Source organism: Leifsonia sp. KNZ12-8B (assembly GCF_056755495.1).
In genome coordinates this window covers 1-17,007 of the sequence record NZ_JBPGXM010000014.1, presented here as the reverse complement: position 1 = coordinate 17,007, position 17,007 = coordinate 1, and the positions used below count along the sequence as shown (strand labels likewise).

Here is a 17,007-nt window from a genome sequence, read left to right as displayed (position 1 = left end):
GACGGATTGCTGCGCTTGAGCCGCGGGCTCACGCGGGCTTCTTCGCCGTCTTCTTCGCCGGCGCCTTCCTGGTGGTGGTCGACTTCGAGGTGCTGGACTTCGAGGCCGTCGCGCTCTTCGTCGTGCTCTTCGCGGTCGCGGACTTCTTCGCCGCGGGCTTCTCGTCGTCCTTCGCTCCGCCGGAGGACCGCGACGACCGGCTGCGCTCGACGCTGCGCTGCAGCGCCTCCATGAGGTCGATGACCTCGCCGCCGCCCTTCTTGCCGCCCTCGGCCTCCTCGCCGAACGTCTCGGCGGTGTCGACGCTCTCGCCCTGCTCGAGCTTGGCGTCGATCAGCTTGCGCAGCTCCTCCTGGTACTCGTCGCTGAACTTCTCCGGTTCGAAGTCGCCGGCGAAGCTCTCCATGAGGGCGGCCGACAGCTTGAGCTCGCGCTCGGTGATGCGCGGTGAGGAGTCGAGGGCCGGGAAGTCCGCCTCCCGGATCTCGTCGTGCCACAGCAGCGTCTGCAGCACGAGCACGTTGCCGCGCACCCGCAGGGCGCCGAGCCGGGTCTTCTGCCGCAGCGCGAAGTTCACGATCGCCGTGCGGTCCTCGTCCTCGAGCGTCTTGCGGAGCAGCGCGTAGGCCTTGAGCGACTTGGAGTCGGGCTCGAGGTAGTAGCTGCGATCGAACATCATGGGGTCGAGCTGCTCGTTGGGCACGAACTCCACGACGTCGATCTCGCGGCTGCGCTCAGCCGGCAGCGAGGCGATGTCCTCCGCGGTGAGGATGACCGTCCGCTCGCCGTCGTCGTACGCCTTCACGATGTGCTCGTACGGGACGATCTTGCCGTCGATCTCGCAGCGGCGCTGATAGCGGATGCGCCCGCCGTCCGCGTCGTGCACCTGGTGCAGGGGAACGTCGTGGTCTTCGGTCGCGCTGTAGACCTTCACCGGCACATTGACCAGTCCGAAGGTGATGGCGCCCGTCCAAATGGCCCTCATGCCGTACATGGTGTCCGTGCCGGGCCCGGTAATCAAGCCTGACCTGGACGGGAGGGCCACGCCGCCGCCCCTGGCGTACGGTGTGGCCATGGCTGCCCAGGACTCCGCACCGCCGGCGAGCACCGAGGATGCGAGCACCGAGGAGGTGCGCATCGACGGCCACCGGGTCACGCTCACCCACCTCGACAAGGTCATGTACCCGGAGACCGGGACGACCAAGCGCGACGTGATCGACTACTACAGCGCCGTCGCCGACGTCATGATCCCGCACGTGCGCGACCGGATCGCGACCCGCAAGCGCTGGGTCGACGGCGTCGGGACGCCCGAGCATCCCGGCCAGGTGTTCTTCCAGAAGAACCTCGACCAGCGGTCGACGCCGAGCTGGGTGCGCCAGCGGGAGGTCGTGCACAAGAGCAGCACCAACTCCTATCCCCTGGTGAACGACCGGGCGACGCTGATCTGGCTCGCCCAGACGGCCTCCCTGGAGCTGCACGTGCCGCAGTGGCGCGTCGGGCGCGGGCGCGGCTTCCGCAACCCCGACCGGTTCGTGATCGACCTCGACCCCGGCGAGGGCGTCACGCTCGCCGACTGCGCCGAGGTCGCCCGGCTGGCCAAGACCATCCTGGGCGGGATGGGTCTCTCGCCCGTGCCCGTGACCAGCGGCTCGAAAGGCATCCACCTCTACGCCGGCCTCGACGGGTCGCAGACCGGCGAGCAGGTCGCCGCGGTCGCGCACGAACTGGCCAGGGCGCTCGAGGCCGACCATCCGGACCTCGTCGTCAGCGACATGAAGAAGGCGCTGCGCGCGGGCAAGGTGCTCATCGACTGGAGTCAGAACAATCCGGCCAAGACGACGGTCGCCCCCTACTCGCTGCGCGGGCGGTTCCGGCCGACCGTCGCGGTGCCGCGCACCTGGCGGGAGCTCGCGGCGAAGGACCTCCGCCACCTCGAGCTCGGCGAGGTGCTGCAGCGCATCCGCCGCCGCGGCGACCCCCTCGCCGGGCTCGCGGCCGGCCGGCTCGACGAGGAGGAGCTGCGGGAGGAGGTGGAGCGGGAGGACGTGAAGCGGGAACGCGTAGAGGTTCCGGCCTCCTTGCCCTCGGCCACCGTGCCCTCCGCCGCCGTGCCCTCCGCCACCGTGCCCGTCTCCCCCATGCTCGCGACGCTCGGCTCGGCCGCCGACATCTCGGACGAGTCCGAGTGGGCGTTCGAGATGAAATGGGACGGCATCCGCGCCGTCGCCGAGGTGCGCGACGGCCGCCTCCGCCTCACCACCCGCAACGGCAACGACGTCACCGTGACCTATCCCGACCTCGCCGGGCTCGTCGACCTCGCGGACGGCCACGACCTCGTGCTCGACGGCGAGGTCGTCACCCTGGACCGGTCGGGCCGCCCGGACTTCGGCCTCCTGCAGACCAGGATGGGACTCACCCGTCCCGCCGACGTCCGCACGGCCCTGACGCGCGCGCCCGCGCACTACATGGTGTTCGACATCCTGGAGCTGGACGGCGCCGACCTGCGGGCCCGCACCTACGACGAGCGGCGCCGGACGCTGCTCGCGACCCTGACCCCGCCGCCGGACGACGCGGTGCAGGTGCCGCCCGCGTTCGACGGCGACCTCGCCCACGCCATCGCCTCCAGCGCCCAGCTCGGGCTGGAGGGCGTGATGGCCAAGCAGCGCGACAGCACGTACGCGACCGGCCGCCGCTCTCGCGCCTGGATCAAGATCAAGCACCACAAGACCCAGGAGGTCGTCATCGGCGGCTGGACCCCGGGCACCGGCCGCCGCGCGAACACGATCGGCGCGCTGCTGCTCGGCCTCCCGGACGGCGACGGCCTCCGCTACGTCGGCAAGGTGGGCACGGGCTTCAGCGACGCGGTCCTCGACGAGCTGACCGCCCTCCTGGGCCGGATCGAGGTCCCGGACAGCCCGCTGCGCGACGTGCCGCGCCCCGACGCGCGAGCGGCCCACTGGGTGCGGCCGCAGTACGTGGGCGAGGTGGAGTTCGCGGAGTGGACGGGCACCGACCGCCTGCGGCAGCCGAGCTGGCGCGGACTGCGACCCGACAAGGCGGTGGAGCAGGTGGTGCGGGAGGGGTAGACAGGTCTTGCAAGAAATATATATGTAACACTATGGTCGGTCTCGACGCGGGGATGCGCCTCGCGCCGAAGGGAACCGATGATGATCCGCAGACTCGCGGCGGCGGCGACTGTCGCAACGCTCGTCACAACCGGCCTGGTCCTGGACACGGCGAGCGCGCCGAGCGCCTCGTCCGTCGAATGCGTCCAGAACGTGACGATCTGGCAGGCGTACAACAAGTGCGCCGGAGTGCCCGCACGGCACTGGGACGCGATCCGCAACTCCGCCTCGAAGTACGGGAACTGGGCCTCCGCGGGGCAGTGGTCGCGGCAGTCGTCCTGCTGGGCGAACGTCGTCTCGTACGGCTACTCGCTCAAGGCCTGAGCGGTGAGGCGAGGGGCACTCCGCGGAGCGGTCGCAGTCGCGTCGGCTCTGCTCGCGTGCACGCTCGCGGGCTGCTCGTCGCCCGGAGCCGCGGCGGCACCGCAGGAATCGATCGATCTCACCGGTCCGTGGGCGGCCGACTTCGAGCGGGCGTATGGGCAGGCCGGCAGCGACTACGAGCGCCGGGTGCTCCGGGACGGCACCGTCACCGCCGTCGAGTACGAGCAGACCAGGCAGCACCTGCGGTCGTGCGTGGGCGACTCGGGGTACACGATCGAGTGGGACGCGCGAGGCGGATTCGAGCTGGGCTCGGCCTCCGGGACGTACCCGGACGACTTCTTCGCGGCCTCCGACCCCGTCCTGCGGTCCTGCGAGTCGCGGTGGGTCGGATCGATCACGTATCTCTTCGAGCAGGTGCGGCGGAATCCCGAGAAGAAGGACGAGGGCGCGATCCAGCTCAGCTGCCTCCGCCGCGCCGGGCTGGTCGACGCCGCATACAGCCGCGAGCGCTTGCAGCGTGACACCGAGAAGGACTCCCTCCCCTACGATCCGATGTCCGAGGCGGCGCAGCGATGCGCGCTCGACCCGCTCGGCCTCTGGTACACGGGATGAGGCGCATCGTGGCGGCCGGCGGATCGGTCCTCGGCATCGCGGGCGTCGTCGCGGCGAGCGCCGCAGCGGCCGCCGTCGCGCTGCTCGTGCCGATGCCGGGCCCCGCGACCCTCGCCGCTCCGCAGCGGGCGACGACCGTTGCGGTGACGGAACGCACCTTCGACGACTCCCGGCAGGCGCAGCTCCGGGTCGTCCGGGGGTCGCCGCGCTCGGTGACGGCGCCCCGCAGCGGCCTGCTCACCTCGCTGGACTGCGCGAGCGGCGGCCCGGTCGGCTCCGGGTCGGTCGTCGCGACGATCGACGGAACTCCGGTGATCGCACTCGCGACGAGCCTGCCGCTCTGGCGAGACCTCCATCCCGGTGATCGAGGCGATGACGTGCGCGCACTGCAGGCCGAACTCAGCCGGCTGGGGCACGGCACCGAGGCGGACGGCGTCGTCGGACGATCGACCGTGCGGGCGGCCGGCGAGCTTCTCAGGGCCGCAGGGACACCACCGGACGCCTCCGCCGACGCGGCCACGATCTCCGCCGCCCGGTTCGCGTGGCTCCCCGCCGCCGAAGGGACGGCCGAACGCTGCTCGGGAATCGTCGGCGCCCCCGTCGCGGCGGGCAACGAGCTGATCGGATTGCCGCCGGAGGTCGTCGCCGCGCGCCTGAGCAGCATCCCCGGCGATGCCTCCCCCGGCCCGCGCGTCGTCCGGCTGGGCGGCCTCGAGGTGAACGTGGACGGCGACGGTGCGGTCACCGATCGCGATGCGCTGCGACGACTGGCGGGCGCCCCCGAGGTGGCGGCGGCCGTCGCAGACACCAGGGGTTCCGCATCCCTCGTCGTGCAGTGGAGACTGGCTCGGCCGATCGATGTGCTCGTGGTTCCGCCATCGGCCCTCTGGGATGTGCGCGACGGACGCGGCTGCGTCCTCGCCTCGGGCGCTGCGGCGCCCGTCCTCGTCGAGGTCGCCGGGTCCGATCTCGGTCAGTCCTTCGTGCTCGCCCCGGCGAAGCCGACAATTCACGCCGTCGTGGTTCGTCCCTCGAAGACTCGACCGTGTCGGTGACCCTGCACGGCGTCGGCTATGCCCTTCCGGGAGGCCGCCTGCTGTTCCACGACATGACCCATGTCTTCGCACCCGCGACGGTCACGGGCGTCGTCGGTCCGAGCGGAAGCGGCAAGTCGACGCTGCTCGGCATCGTCGCCGGGATGATCCGTCCCTCGACCGGTCGCGTGGAACGGCCGGCGGGTCGCTGCGTCTGGGTCTTCCAGAACCCGCACGGCGTGGCCCGCCGTGCCGCCCTCGACCACGTCGCGCTCCCGCTCCTCGCCCGCGGCCACTCACGTCGAGCCGCTGAGCGGACGGCGCTGGGCCTGCTGGAGACGTTCCTGCTGGCTGACCGCGCGGCCACGCCGTTCTCGGCACTGTCAGGTGGAGAGGCGCAGCGGCTCATGCTCGCGCGGGCGGTGGCCGCCGAGCCGGACGTCCTCCTCATCGACGAGCCGACCGCCCAGCTGGATCGCGACACCGCACGCCAGGTGAACGCCGTCATCGCCCGTACTGCGCAGGGCGGAGCCGCCGTCGTCGTCGCGACCCACGACGATGGCACACGCGAGGCCTGCGACCAGCTTGTCCACCTCGGGGATTCCGGATGACGGCGACCCGGCCCCGCGCCCGCATGCGTGTCCGCGAGGCGCTGCGCGAGGCGGCGCGCGACATCCGCTCCGGCGCGGGCAGGACCGTGCTGTTCGCCGTCGTCTTCCTCGTGGCGGCGGGCGGTCCGGCGCTGGGAGCAGTGCTGAGCTCCCTCGACACCATCGTCGCCGCGCGCGACTACGTCGCCGCGGGTGCAGCGACATACGTCGTGAAGGCGGACGCTCGCATCGACGGTCGCGCGTGCGACGCCCTCGTACGCGACGCGAACGTTCGCGCCGCCGGGGCGGTGCGCGCCGCCGATGCCCCGCTGACGGACGCAGCGCTCCCCGGCACCCCCATCCCGCTGTTCTCGGTGACCGGCGGGTTCGCGGCGGTACTCGGCGTCAGCGCCGACCGGGCGGGCATCCTGGTGAGCGCCCCCGTCGCCGACTCCCTCGGGGTGCGCCCCGGCGATGCCCTGGAGACGACGAGCGGGTCGGTGCCGGTGACTGCAGAATTCGCGTATCCCGACGACGGACGGGATCCGCTGCTCGCCTTCGCCGCCGCCGAACCCGTGCCGGACGACGGCCGCCGGTTCGATGCCTGCTGGGCCGTCATCTGGCCGGCCGACGAGCACGCGGTCGCCGCGCTCGGCCGGACCGTCGTGCCAAAGGCGGCCGATGGCGACGGCCGCGCCCTCCTGTCCCAGCTCAATCCGGGGCGCGGGGGCCGCTTCGACACGACCACGCCGTTCGGTCGCGCGCCGGCCGTCCTGCTGGCCGTCGCGGCCGGGTCGGTCGTCGGTGCCCTGTCGGTGGCCCGCCGCCGGCTCGCGATCGCGTCGGACCTGCACGTCGGGGCCGGTCGCGGCGCCATCATCGTCTCTCTCGTCGCGCAGACCATGTGCTGGGTGACGTGCGGCGGCTCCGCTGCCCTGGCGATCGCGGTGCTCGCGCTCCGCGTGGAGGACGCCGACCGCCTCCCGCTGCTCGCCCAGACCGCGGTCGTCGTCGCCGCTGCGGGCTCGGCCGCCATCGGAGCCACCGCTCTCGCGGTCGGCGTCGTGCGGGAGAAAGCGCTGTTCTGCTACTTCCGGAGCCGCTGAGGCCCACCGCCGGATGCGGCTGCCGTCGGCCGGACCCTCACTCCGGTCCTCACGCCGGCCGCTCCTCCCCGTGCGCCGCCGGCGAGTACACCCGCAGCGCGCCCGGGAGCAGGCGCAGCCGCAGCCGCTTCGGGTCGCCGGGGGTGGTGGTCGACGCCTCGCCGTCGTGCGCGTAGCCGGGGTCGTCGCCGGCCGCCGCGATGGTCAGGTCGCGCGTCGTGTACTGGTCGATCACCGGCGGGCCCTGCAGCATCGGCAGGCGGGCGACCAGCGCATCCGCCGTACCGCCGAGGGCCAGGGCGACCGCGCCGCGGGTGCGGGGGCGGCCGCCGGCGAAGAGGACGCGGACGTCGAGGAGGCCGTCGTCCAGCCTCCTGCGCTCGATCGGCGCCACGGTCACCGGGTAGTACCGGTCGACGCCCACGAAGACCGACCAGACGCGGCGACGCCGGCCGTCGAGCTCTACGTCGAGCGGGCTGCCGTCGCGGACCACCCGGATCGCCGCGACCAGCGCGGCGATCGGCTTGCCGAGGCGCTTCTCGTGCCGCTCCCGCTCGGCGACGAACGCGGGGTAGATGCCGACGGAGGCCGTGTTCAGCACCGTGATCGGCTCGCCGTCCGCGAAGGCCAGCTCCGCGACGTCCACCGCGCGGCCGGTGCCCGCGGCGAGCGCGTCGAGCGCGTTGTCGATGCTGTCGAGCAGAGCGGCCTTCGCGAAGTGGTTGAAGGTGCCGCCGGGGAGAACCAGCAGCGGCAGCTCCGCCCGTCGCGCCAGGTGCGCGACCGCGGCCACCGAGCCGTCGCCGCCGGACACGCCGAGGATGCGCGGGGGGTCGGCCGACTGCAGGCGGTCGGAGACGATCGCCGCCACATCGTCGCCCTCCTGGAGGGTGTGCACGACGGCGCGCGGCAGGCGCTCGTTCAGCACCTCCCCCGCGTCCGGGCGGCCGAGCCCCGCGCCGGACGACGGGTTCACGACGACGAAGAGACCCTCGCCGTCCGTGGAGGCCGGGAGCTCGATCGTCTCCGCGGTCGGCGGGTCGCGGCGCGCCTCGGCGAGCGCCTTGCCGGCCGGGAGCACCGCCCGGAGCGCCAGCGCGGCTCCCGCGCCGATGGCTGCGCCGCCGATCACGTCCGACAGCCAGTGCGCCCCCGTGTGCAGCCGCGAGTAGCCGACCCCGGCGGCGAGCGGCGCGAGCGCGGCGCCGGCGGCGGGCCACTCCAGGGCGACGCCTGTCGCGAACGCGGCCGCGCTCGCGGTGTGCCCCGACGGGAACGACGGCGACGTCGGCGACCGGCCGGCGCTGACCTCCATCCCGATCTCCCGCCGGCTGCAGCGGTCGCCGCCGACCAGCTGCTTGCCGACGACGTTCGCGACGAGGCTGGCGATGCCCAGGGACGCCAGGCCGCGGAGGGCCGCACGCGGCCTCCCGAGCAGCATGAGGACGCCCGCCGCGGCGAACCAGAGCTTGCCGTGGTTCGCGGCGCGGGTCAGCAGGGTCCAGAAGCGATCCGAGGCCGGCCCCGTCGTCCTCGCGTTGATGCGCGCCGCCACCGCCTCGTCGGCCCGCTTGATGCGTGCGGGGATCGGGATGCGGCGGGACGGACGACCGGAGGCTGCCATGCCGGTCAGCGTACGCCGCGCGAGCGATGGGCCGCGCGGCAGGCGGGTCCGCGCCGGGCCGGCCGGTCCGCGGCGCGCCCGGTTTGCCGCCGGGCGCGGCGACGGCGGTAGGATCGTCATCGTGAGCAGCACGCACGTCACCGCCCCCCGCCCGACCACTGTCGACGACGAGGCCGTCGCCGGCGACGAGAACGGCTCGCTGGTCCGCAGCCTGAGCGCCACCCTCCCCGGCCCGCTCGGCAAGGCGATCGCGACCGTGGTCGTGCTGGTCTCGCTCGTCTTCTTCGTGTGGAGCCTCGTCGCCACCTGGACCGGCAACGCCGACGCGGCGCTCCCGCTGTTCCAGGTGACCGTCGCCGGCACCGTCGTCTCGCTCAACGCGCTGTACGCGAGCCGCACCTTCAGCTACGTCATCACGCTCATCGGCGCGGTGCTCTGGCTCTGGGTGTCCGTGACGCCGTTCGTGCCGTTCTGGCAGACGGTGCTGCAGGCGCTGACCTTCACGATCATGGCGGCCGGCGTCGTGTACTCGACCGCGGCGGTCGCGCTCAGCAAGAAGCCGCGGTTCTGACCCCGGAGCCCGCTCAGCCCGAGCAGGAGGCGCGCCCGGCGACCCCGGACGGCTCCACGCTCGCGCGCCGACGGCACTTCGTCGACCTCACGCCGCTGCGGTACTCCCCCGCGTTCGCACGGCTGTGGCTGGGGGGCGCCATCTCGGGGATCGGCGGCCAGATGACGGTCGTCGCCGTCGGCCTCCACATCTACGACCTCACCGGCTCCACCCTCGCTGTCTCGCTCGTCGCCCTGTTCGCGCTCGGGCCGATGATCGTGTTCGGGCTGTACGGCGGCGTGCTCGCCGACGCGTTCGACCGGCGGCTGGTCGCGCTGGTGACCGCGGTGGTGGCGTGGGCCTCCACCGCCGGGATCGCTGTCCTCGCCTGGCTCGACGTTCCGGTCGTGTGGCCGCTGTACGTGCTCACCACCATCAACGCGGTCGCCACGGTCATGATCGGCGCCACCCGGCAGGCGATCACGCCGCGGCTGATCCCCGACCGCCTGCTGCCCGCGGCGAGCGCGCTCGGCGGCATCTCCATGGGCGTGATGGTGACCGTCGGCCCCGCGCTCGCCGGCGTCCTGGTCGCGACGGTCGGCATCCCGTGGACGTACACGGTCGACGTGATCCTCTTCACCGCCGCCTTCCTCGGCATCTTCACGCTGCCGCCGATCGTGCCCGAGGGCGAACGGCAGGGCGCGGGCTTCGCGTCGGTGCTGCAGGGGCTGCGCTTCCTGCGGACGGCGCCGAACCTCCGCATGACCTTCGTGCTCGACATCATCGCGATGACGTTCGGGCAGCCGCGCGCGCTGTTCCCCGCGGTCGGCGCCCTGCTGATCGGCGGCGGCCCGGTCACGGTCGGCATCCTCACCGCCGCCGGCGCGGTCGGCACGCTGCTGTCGAGCGTCTTCTCGGGACGGCTCGGTCACGTCCGCTGGCAGGGGCGCGCGGTCGAGCGGGCGATCATCGTCTACGGCGCGAGCATCCTGGGCTTCGGGATCGTGCTGGCCGTCGTCGCGTTCGCCGGGCTGAGCGGCGGACCGGACTCGATCGCCGAGGCGAACCTCCCCGCGCTCGTGGTCGCGACGCTGCTGCTCGCGGCGTCGGGCGCGGCGGACAACGTGAGCTCGATCTTCCGCATGACGATCCTGCAGGCGTCGGCGCCGGACGTGATGCGCGGGAGGCTGCAGGGCGTCTTCACGGTCGTCGTGACCGGCGGCCCGCGGCTCGGCGACCTCTACATCGGCGTGCTGGCGCTCACCGGCGCGCTGTGGTTCCCGCCGCTGCTCGGCGGGCTCGTGATCGTGGTGCTGGTGGCGACGGTGGTGCGGGTGCAGGGCGCGTTCCGCCGGTACGACGCGCTGGCGCCGACGCCGTAGCGTGCGCACGGAGCGTGCGCACGATTTGCGCCGAATCTCGGTAATGGCCGCCCGAGAACCACGATTTGCGCCGAATCTCGGGAATGGGCGCCACGCCCTGTGGAGTGCGCGGGGGTTCAGCGCGGGCGGGCGCGGCGCGCGAGCCGCGGGTAGTCGACCACCAGGCCGTCCTCGTCGACCGTCAGGTCGGCCATGAAGTCGCGCGTCTCGCTGCGGTACCGCACCACTCCCCGACCCGACGCCGGGTCGAAGGGCGCCGCGGAGCTGTAGACCTGGCCGCTCGGGAGGACCGCCAGCGACGGCAGCGCCACCCACGCCATCAGGAGGCGCGTCTCGGGCAGCACGTCGTCCAGCGCGCCCAGCCGGAGGATCGGCATGGTGTTCGTCACCGGGCACAGCGCGAGGTCGCAGTCCTCCGCGCCGGCGAGCGCCCCCGGGTCCGCGATGCCGGGGTCGGGCATCCGCTCGCCGTGGAAGGAGTCGTCGCCGCGCGCCTGCGCGGTCGCCTCCCAGCGCCCGTCCCCGTGCCGCACCAGCTCGAGGGCGCGCGTGAAGCCGCGGCCGCGCACGGTCACGTCGAGCCGCTCGGTCACCCAGCCCGGCCCCGTCTGCAGCGTCCACGCCGTGACGTAGTCCGTCGTTCGGGAGGTGCCCAGGGCGTCCAGCCGATCGGGTGCGAGCGTGACGGTCGCCGCCTCCAGCCGCTCCGGGTCCTCGTCGCCGACCCACTCGACATGCCGCACCGCTCCGCGCACGGCGATCACCTCCGTTCGAGGACGCCCTTCACATACGACGCCTGGCCGGCATGCTGCAGGTCGTCGGAGATCACACTCACCAAGCGCACGCCGAGCGTCACCGGCGGGTCCCACGAGCGATCGATCACCCGGCCGAGGTCCTCGTCGCCGATCGAGGCGAGGAACGCGACCGTGCGGTCGTGCACCGCCTGGTGGTAGCCGATGAGGTCCTCCGCGCGTGCCGAACCCAGCACGGCCACCTCGTCGGAGCTGTGCCCGTACCCGGTGTCCGACTCCGGGAGCGGGAGGCCGAACCGCGCCGACCAGCCGTCCTCGGTCCACGCCTGCTCGCGGCCGGCGACCTCCGACACGTGGTCGTCCTGCACCCGGGTGAGGTGCCACACCAGCCAGGCGATCGAGTTCGCGTCGGGGTCGATGCGGGCGCCGAGCGTCTCGGCGTCCAGGCCGCGCACGGTGCTGCGCACGGTGTCGGCGATCCTCCCGAAGGCGTCGGTCAAGAGCTCGGTGCTGACGGTCACGTGTCCTCCTCGTCGCCCGGCGCGGCCGGGGCGCGCGCTCGCGCGCACTGAGCACGATACGCTCACCGGCCCGCCGCGCGGACGCCCGGCTCGCCGGGTCAGGCCGGCTCGCCGGGTCAGGCCGGCTCGCCCGGTCAGGCCGTCCCGCGCGACGGCACCGTCTGCGGAGGCTGCGTCCGCGGGGGCTGCGTCCGAGACGGCCGCGCCTGCGCCGGTACCGTCCGTGGTGGCAGCACCTGCGGCGCGGGCGGCCCGACGTAGCGCGCCGACGGCCGCAGGATCTTCCCGTCGGCGGCCTGCTCCAGCGCGTGCGCCGTCCAGCCGACCGTGCGCGCGACCGCGAACGTCGGCGTGAACATCGATCGCGGGAGGCCGCACAGCTCCATCACGACGCCCGCGTAGTACTCGACGTTCGTGTGCAGCTCGCGCCCCGGCTTCAGTTCGGCGAGCGCCTCCTGCACCCGCTCCTCCACCGCGACCGCCAGCTCCACCCGCGGACCGCCGAAGCCCTGGGCGACCTCCCGGAGCATCCGCGAGCGCGGGTCCTCCGTCCGGTACACGGCGTGACCGAAGCCCATGACCCGGCCGCCGCCCGCGACCGTGCGCCGCACCCACTCCTCCGCCCGCTCGGGGGTTCCGATCTCGTCGAGCGTGTCGAGAGCGCGGCTCGGCGCGCCGCCGTGCAGCGGTCCGGAAAGCGCGCCGAGGGCGCCGTCGACCGCGGCGGCGAGGTCGGCGCCGGTCGAGGCGATGACGCGCGCGGTGAAGGTGGAGGCGTTGAAGCCGTGGTCGATGGCGGCGGTGACGTACGCGCTCAGCGCGCGCTCGTGCGTCTCGTCGGGCACCCGCCCGGTCACGAGGTACAGGTAGTTCGCCACATGCCCGAGGTCGTCCCGGGCGGCGAGCGGTGCGCGGCCGTCGGCGAGGGCGTGGAGGCTCGCCAGCAGCACCGGGGTGACGGCGGCGAGCCGGATGGCCTGGTCGATGCGCGCGTCGGGCGCCTCGTCGTAGAGCGGGCGGACGCCATCGGCGGCTCCCACGGCGGTCAAGGCCATCCGCAGGCCCGCCAGCGTGTCGCCGCCGGCCGTGAGCCGGGCGATGGCCGGGAGCACGGCCTCCACCTCCTCCGGCACCCGCCGGGCGGCCGCGATCCTGGCGCGGAAGGCGGCGAGCTCGGCGGCGTCCGGCAGGTGCCCGAGCAGGAGGAGGTGCCACGCCTCCTCGAAGGTCCGCTCGCGCGCCAGGTCGACCGCCGAGTACTGGCGGTAGTGGTAGAAGCCCTCGTGCCCGCGCACGTCGCCCAGCTCGGTGCGGGCCGCCACCACGTTGGTGAGGCCGCGGGGCACGTCGATCAGGCTGTCGTCCATCCGGTCCATGCAGCTAGTGTGAGCGTGTATTGAACGACTCGTCAACGTTGATCGGATCAATGTGGAACAGCTTCCGCGCCTCACCGCCGACCAGACCGCCGAGCGCCTCGGGGTCAAGCTCGAGACCCTTTATGCGTACGTCGCCCGCGGCCGCCTGCGACGCGTCCGCACCGCCGAGGGATCGCTCTTCGACCCGCTCGAGGTGGAGGAGTTCGCTGCGTCTCGACGGCGCCGGCCGACGTCCCCGCCGCACGCGGAGGGGCGGCCGCTCATGGTCATCGACACGTCCTTCGCTCAGATCGAGGATGGAGAGCTCTGGTACCGCGGCCGCCCCGCCGCCGAGCTCGCGCGCGAGCCGTTCGAGACCGTGGCCCACTGGGCCCTCTCGGGGCGATGGGAGGCCGACGCGCGCTTCTCCGCGGGCACGGGCGTCGCTGCCGCACGCCGGGTCGCGGACGCCCTGCCCGCCGCGGCCGGGGACCGGGACCGGCTCGCCGTCGCGGTCGTGGCGCTGGCCGCCGCGGACCCGCTGCGGGCCTCCCTCGACCCGGCCGTGGTGGCGTCGGCCGCCGAGCGGCTGGTCGCCGGGATGGTGGAGGCGCTGCCCGAGCGCGCCGCGGGCGACCCGGGCGCCGCCCTCCCGCACCGGCTGTGGACTCGCCTCACCGACGCGCCCGCCGCTCCGGAGGCGCTGGCCGTGCTGAACGCGGCGCTGGTCCTCCTCATCGACCACGACATCGCCGTGTCGACGCTCGCGGCGAGGGCCGCGGCGTCCGCCCGGGCCTCCGCGTACGCGGTGGTGAGCGCGGGACTCGGCGCCCTGGACTCCCCGCTGCACGGCAGCGCGAGCCGGGCGGCGCACGGCATGCTCGCGCGCGTGCTCGGCGGCGAGGAACCGGCGCGCGTGGTCGCCGGCACGGTGCTCGCGGGCACCGGTCCGGTGCCCGGCTTCGGCCAGCCCCTCTACCCGCAGGGCGACCCGCGGGCGGCGGTCCTGCTCCAGATGCTGGCGCAGGTGCCGGGCGCCGCACCGGTGCTCGCCGCGGTGGAGGCCACGGTCGCGGTGCTCCACGAACGCACCGGCGCGCGTCCCAACGTCGACCTGGCGCTCGGCGCCCTGTCCCTCGCCGCCGGGATGCCGGACGACGCCGGCGAGGTGGTGTTCGCCACCGCGCGGGCCGCCGGCTGGGTCGTGCACGCGCTCGACGAATATGCGCAGCCCGCGCTGCGCCTGCGGCCGCGCGGCCGCTACGTCGCGACGCCCGCCGCATCCGCCGAATCCGCCGCGCCCGCCGCGCCGCCCGAGTCGTGAGCAGGTACGGGTTGCGCCCGCGAGTCGTGAGCACATGTCACGACTCGGCGGGGCAACGCGCACCGAGTCACGACTCGGCGGGGCGCGCGGAGGACGCGCGGCTCAGCGGCGCAGCGCCTTGCGGGCCAGCCAGTTGCCAAGGAACTGCGCGACCTGCACCAGGATCACGATCGTGATGACCGCGACCCAGGTCACCGCCCAGTTGTAGCGCTGGTAGCCGTACGAGATCGCGAAGTTCCCGAGGCCTCCACCGCCGATGCTGCCCGCGATGGCCGACAGGTCGACGATCGCCACGAAGATGAAGGTGTAGCCGAGGATGAGCGGCCCCAGCGCCTCCGGGATGAGCAGCGTCGTGATGATCCGCCAGGGGCTCGACCCCATCGCCCGCGCCGCCTCGATGACGCCCGGCTCGATGGTGACGAGGTTCTGCTCCACGATCCGCGAGATGCCGAAGGTCGCCGCGATCGTCATCGGGAAGATCGCCGCGGGCGTCCCGAGGAAGGTCCCGAGGACCGCCTGCGTCAGCGGCGCGATGGCGGTCATGAAGATGATGAAGGGGATGGGCCGCACGAAGTTCACGAGCACGTTCAGCACCGTGAACAGCACCCGGTTCTCGAGCAGGCCGCCGCGCCGGGTCGTGTAGAGCAGCACGCCGAGCGCGAGGCCCAGGACGCCGCCGAGCACGAGCGTCGCCACGACCATCCACAGCGTCTGCCCGATGGACTCGACGTACACGGGCCCGAGGTTGGTCCAGTCGTTCACGCGGCCACCTCCTCGACCTCGGTCACTGCGCGGAGCTCGGCGATCAGGGCGTCCACATCCGCCGGCTCGCCGAGCAGCTCGAGGGTGAGCGAGCCGAACGACCGCCCCTGCAGCGCCGAGATGCCGCCGTAGACGATCTCGAACCGCACGTTGTGGCGGCCGACCGCGTCCGAGAGCACCGACCCCAGCCGGCCGTCGTCGTGGATGCGCGCCGACACGATCCGTCCGAAGTGCTTGCCGCGCAGCCGCTCGACGTCCGCCTCCCCCGGCTGGTTGCGCAGCACGGTGCCGACGAAGCGCTGCGCCGTCGGCGTCTGCGGGTTCGAGAACACCTCGAACACCGTCCCGGTCTCGATCACCCGGCCGGCGTCGAGGACGGCGACGCGGTCGGCGATCGAGCGCACGACCTCCATCTCGTGCGTGATGACGACGATGGTCACGCCCAGCTCGTCGTTGACCCGCTTGAGCAGGGCGAGCACGTCGGAGGTCGTCTCCGGGTCGAGCGCGCTGGTCGCCTCGTCGGCGAGCAGGATGTCGGGGTTCGTCGCGAGCGCACGGGCGATGCCGACGCGCTGCTTCTGACCGCCGGAGAGCTGGTCGGGGTAGGCCCACGCCTTGTCGGTCAGCCCGACGAAGGCCAGGAGCTCGGCCACCCGCTGCTTGCGCCTGTCCGCCGGCCAGCCCGCAACCTTCAGCGGGTAGGCGATGTTGCCGAACACCGTCCGCGAGCGGAACAGGTTGAACTGCTGGAAGATCATGCCGATGCGGGCCCGCACCGAGCGGAGGTCGCGCTCCGACAGCGCGGTGATGTCGCGTCCGTCGACGACCACCGAGCCGGCTGTCGGGTGCTCCAGCGCGTTGATGAGCCGCACGAGCGTGCTCTTGCCCGCGCCCGAGTAGCCGATGATGCCGAAGATCTCGCCGCGACGGATCTCGAGGTCGACGTCGTCCACCGCCGGCGCCGCGGCGCCACCCGAGCCGAAGCTCTTGGTGACGCCGCGGAAGGCGATGATCGGGTCGCCGGAACCGGTGTCCGGCACTACTGCGCCGCCTTGATGGTCTTCTTGAGGTCGTCGAGCACGTCGATCAGCTCGGACTGCGGCTTCTCGACGATGACCGCGGTGTTCTTCGACTCGGCGAGCACGGCGTCCGTGACCTCCTTGGAGTGGTACAGCTTCGCCACCTCGAGGTAGGTCTTGTTGTCCTTGTCCTTGTCGCGGGCGACGAAGGCGTTGATGTACGGCTCGGCCGTCTCGCTCTTCGGGTCGTCCTGGAACAGCGCCGACTTGGGGTCGAGGCCGGCCGTGAGGGCGAAGTTGTTGTTGACGATCGCGCCGTCGGCCGAGTTCAGTGCCGGGGCGGTCTGGGCGGCGTCCACCGGGATGACGGTCACCTTGCTGGCGGCGGCGTCGATGTCGGCCGGGGTGGCGAGGGTGCTGCCGCCGTCCTTCAGCTTCAGGAGGCCGGCCTTCTGCAGCACGAGCAGCGCACGGGCCTGGTTGGTCGGGTCGTTCGGGATGGCGATCTTGGCGCCCTGCGGGATCGCGTCGACGGAGTCGTACTTGTGCGAGTACAGCGGCAGCGGCACGACCAGGGTGGAGGCGATCGGCACGAGGTCCTGCTTGGCCTGCACGTCGTAGTTCGCGAGGAACTGGAGGTGCTGGAACAGGTTGAGGTCGATCTGGCCGTCCGCCAGCGCCGGGTTCGCCTGGGTGTAGTCGCTGAAGCCGACGACCTGCAGGTCGATGCCCTGGGCGGCCGCCTTCTTCTTCAGGATCGGCCAGTACGGCGCCGACTGCTCGGTGGTGCCGATCTTGACGACGGTCTTCTTGCCGCCGTTCGCCTGCGAGGACCCGGCCGCGGTCACGTTGACCACGATCAGGACGACCGCCACGATCACCGCGACGGCGGCGATGACGATGCCGACGATCCAGCCGGTGCGGGAC

Annotated in this window: 17 protein-coding genes; 9 read left to right on the top strand and 8 right to left on the bottom strand. The window is 73.2% G+C overall.

Annotated elements, in window-relative coordinates; translation table 11 throughout:
* Nucleotides 1-28 precede the first annotated feature (28 nt).
* Nucleotides 29-985, bottom strand: a complete 957-nt coding sequence (ku, locus tag ACR9ZG_RS03840) for a non-homologous end joining protein Ku (protein WP_481283501.1) — start codon at nt 983-985, stop codon at nt 29-31.
* Between the two features lie 88 nt (nt 986-1,073).
* Between ku and ligD the strand changes: the two genes are divergently transcribed.
* From ligD to ACR9ZG_RS03810, 6 genes are all read left to right on the top strand, one after another.
* Nucleotides 1,074-3,086, top strand: coding sequence for a non-homologous end-joining DNA ligase (gene ligD, locus ACR9ZG_RS03835; protein WP_481283500.1), 2,013 nt, complete (start codon nt 1,074-1,076; stop codon nt 3,084-3,086).
* A gap of 78 nt (nt 3,087-3,164) precedes the next feature.
* Nucleotides 3,165-3,449 (top strand): hypothetical protein, encoded by a 285-nt coding sequence (locus tag ACR9ZG_RS03830; RefSeq protein ID WP_481283499.1) that lies wholly within the window; start codon nt 3,165-3,167, stop codon nt 3,447-3,449.
* Nucleotides 3,450-3,452: 3 nt separating this feature from the next.
* Nucleotides 3,453-4,061 carry a hypothetical protein gene (locus tag ACR9ZG_RS03825; protein ID WP_481283498.1) on the top strand — a complete coding sequence of 203 codons (609 nt, stop codon included), beginning with the start codon at nt 3,453-3,455 and terminating at the stop codon, nt 4,059-4,061.
* The gene (locus ACR9ZG_RS03820) at nt 4,058-5,116 is read left to right on the top strand and encodes a peptidoglycan-binding protein (protein WP_481283497.1); all 1,059 of its coding nucleotides are present in this window, start codon (nt 4,058-4,060) and stop codon (nt 5,114-5,116) included. The genes ACR9ZG_RS03825 and ACR9ZG_RS03820 overlap by 4 nt, the downstream gene beginning before the upstream one ends.
* Nucleotides 5,107-5,706: an ATP-binding cassette domain-containing protein gene (locus tag ACR9ZG_RS03815; protein ID WP_481283496.1), complete on the top strand. Its 600-nt coding sequence runs from the start codon at nt 5,107-5,109 to the stop codon at nt 5,704-5,706. Before ACR9ZG_RS03820 ends, ACR9ZG_RS03815 begins: the two co-directional genes overlap by 10 nt.
* Nucleotides 5,703-6,791: a hypothetical protein gene (locus ACR9ZG_RS03810; RefSeq protein WP_481283495.1), complete on the top strand. Its 1,089-nt coding sequence runs from the start codon at nt 5,703-5,705 to the stop codon at nt 6,789-6,791. The genes ACR9ZG_RS03815 and ACR9ZG_RS03810 overlap by 4 nt, the downstream gene beginning before the upstream one ends.
* Before the next feature lie 49 nt (nt 6,792-6,840).
* On the opposite strand, the gene ACR9ZG_RS03805 is transcribed toward ACR9ZG_RS03810, so the two are convergent.
* Nucleotides 6,841-8,415 carry a bifunctional phosphatase PAP2/diacylglycerol kinase family protein gene (locus ACR9ZG_RS03805; RefSeq protein ID WP_481283494.1) on the bottom strand — a complete coding sequence of 525 codons (1,575 nt, stop codon included), beginning with the start codon at nt 8,413-8,415 and terminating at the stop codon, nt 6,841-6,843.
* 121 nt (nt 8,416-8,536) lie between these two features.
* Here ACR9ZG_RS03805 and ACR9ZG_RS03800 point away from each other — a divergent pair, with 121 nt between their 5' ends.
* Nucleotides 8,537-8,986, top strand: coding sequence for a hypothetical protein (locus ACR9ZG_RS03800; RefSeq protein ID WP_481283493.1), 450 nt, complete (start codon nt 8,537-8,539; stop codon nt 8,984-8,986).
* On the top strand, nt 8,983-10,347 hold the full coding sequence (locus ACR9ZG_RS03795; protein ID WP_481283531.1) for an MFS transporter: 1,365 nt from the start codon (nt 8,983-8,985) through the stop codon (nt 10,345-10,347). Before ACR9ZG_RS03800 ends, ACR9ZG_RS03795 begins: the two co-directional genes overlap by 4 nt.
* A 116-nt stretch (nt 10,348-10,463) precedes the next feature.
* Here the strand turns inward: ACR9ZG_RS03795 and ACR9ZG_RS03790 are convergent, their stop codons facing one another.
* From ACR9ZG_RS03790 to ACR9ZG_RS03780, 3 genes are all read right to left on the bottom strand, one after another.
* Nucleotides 10,464-11,102 (bottom strand): putative glycolipid-binding domain-containing protein, encoded by a 639-nt coding sequence (locus tag ACR9ZG_RS03790; protein WP_481283492.1) that lies wholly within the window; start codon nt 11,100-11,102, stop codon nt 10,464-10,466.
* A gap of 5 nt (nt 11,103-11,107) precedes the next feature.
* Nucleotides 11,108-11,620 carry a mycothiol transferase gene (locus ACR9ZG_RS03785; protein WP_481283491.1) on the bottom strand — a complete coding sequence of 171 codons (513 nt, stop codon included), beginning with the start codon at nt 11,618-11,620 and terminating at the stop codon, nt 11,108-11,110.
* A gap of 134 nt (nt 11,621-11,754) precedes the next feature.
* On the bottom strand, nt 11,755-12,996 hold the full coding sequence (locus ACR9ZG_RS03780; RefSeq protein ID WP_481283490.1) for a citrate synthase: 1,242 nt from the start codon (nt 12,994-12,996) through the stop codon (nt 11,755-11,757).
* Nucleotides 12,997-13,048: 52 nt separating this feature from the next.
* On the opposite strand from ACR9ZG_RS03780, the gene ACR9ZG_RS03775 reads away from it, so the two are divergent.
* Entirely contained in the window at nt 13,049-14,299 is a 1,251-nt protein-coding gene (locus ACR9ZG_RS03775) for a citrate synthase (protein ID WP_481283489.1), read from the top strand.
* Between the two features lie 102 nt (nt 14,300-14,401).
* Here ACR9ZG_RS03775 and ACR9ZG_RS03770 read toward each other — a convergent pair whose 3' ends face one another.
* From ACR9ZG_RS03770 to ACR9ZG_RS03760, 3 genes are all read right to left on the bottom strand, one after another.
* Complete coding sequence (locus ACR9ZG_RS03770) at nt 14,402-15,061, bottom strand: methionine ABC transporter permease (protein ID WP_481283488.1); 660 nt, start codon at nt 15,059-15,061, stop codon at nt 14,402-14,404.
* Entirely contained in the window at nt 15,058-16,101 is a 1,044-nt protein-coding gene (locus ACR9ZG_RS03765; protein WP_481283487.1) for a methionine ABC transporter ATP-binding protein, read from the bottom strand. The genes ACR9ZG_RS03770 and ACR9ZG_RS03765 overlap by 4 nt, the downstream gene beginning before the upstream one ends.
* Nucleotides 16,101-17,007: MetQ/NlpA family ABC transporter substrate-binding protein (locus ACR9ZG_RS03760; RefSeq protein ID WP_481283486.1), on the bottom strand; the 907-nt coding region annotated here is incomplete at its 5' end. The genes ACR9ZG_RS03760 and ACR9ZG_RS03765, both read right to left, overlap by 1 nt.

What these genes read in the sequence shown, in the direction of transcription:
- ACR9ZG_RS03810 (WP_481283495.1), top strand. Translation starts at nt 5,703, where the DNA reads ATGACGGCGACCCGGCCCCGCGCCCGCATGCGTGTCCGCGAGGCGCTG.
- ACR9ZG_RS03780 (WP_481283490.1), bottom strand. Translation starts at nt 12,996, where the DNA reads ATGGACCGGATGGACGACAGCCTGATCGACGTGCCCCGCGGCCTCACC.
- ACR9ZG_RS03820 (WP_481283497.1), top strand. Translation starts at nt 4,058, where the DNA reads ATGAGGCGCATCGTGGCGGCCGGCGGATCGGTCCTCGGCATCGCGGGC.
- ku (WP_481283501.1), bottom strand. Translation starts at nt 985, where the DNA reads ATGAGGGCCATTTGGACGGGCGCCATCACCTTCGGACTGGTCAATGTG.
- ACR9ZG_RS03830 (WP_481283499.1), top strand. Translation starts at nt 3,165, where the DNA reads ATGATGATCCGCAGACTCGCGGCGGCGGCGACTGTCGCAACGCTCGTC.
- ACR9ZG_RS03805 (WP_481283494.1), bottom strand. Translation starts at nt 8,415, where the DNA reads ATGGCAGCCTCCGGTCGTCCGTCCCGCCGCATCCCGATCCCCGCACGC.
- ligD (WP_481283500.1), top strand. Translation starts at nt 1,074, where the DNA reads ATGGCTGCCCAGGACTCCGCACCGCCGGCGAGCACCGAGGATGCGAGC.